This is a genomic window from Halomonas sp. ND22Bw (assembly GCF_003011945.1).
Classification (GTDB): domain Bacteria; phylum Pseudomonadota; class Gammaproteobacteria; order Pseudomonadales; family Halomonadaceae; genus Halomonas; species Halomonas halophila.
In genome coordinates this window covers 1-276 of sequence record NZ_PXWD01000735.1, presented here as the reverse complement: position 1 = coordinate 276, position 276 = coordinate 1, and the positions used below count along the sequence as shown (strand labels likewise).

Annotated in this window: 1 protein-coding gene; it reads right to left on the bottom strand. The window is 71.4% G+C overall.

Annotation, left to right across the window (positions count from 1 at the left end; genetic code table 11):
• On the bottom strand, positions 1–276 hold a 276-nt coding region (locus CVH10_RS20080), incomplete at both ends, for an SAM-dependent methyltransferase (RefSeq protein ID WP_181244568.1).

Below are 276 nucleotides of genomic sequence, written 5' to 3'. Positions count from 1 at the left end.
GACGGGCGGGCATGCAGTCCAGCACCTCATTGGCGATCAGGATGACCGGGGCGTCGGTCTCGATCGCCGTCAGGCTGCGGACCCAGCGCGGCGACAGGTCGGCGCCGGCCAGGGCCTTGGCCTGGAGATCGCGCAAGGGGGCGCTGGGTTCGATCAGGATCAGATCGCAGGCTTCGAGAAAGCCCGGGACCAGGCGGGCGGCGCGTAAGGCGTCGCTCATCAATGTGCCGTCGCCGGGGCCGACCTCGACCAGGCGGAACCGCTCGGGCGCGCCCA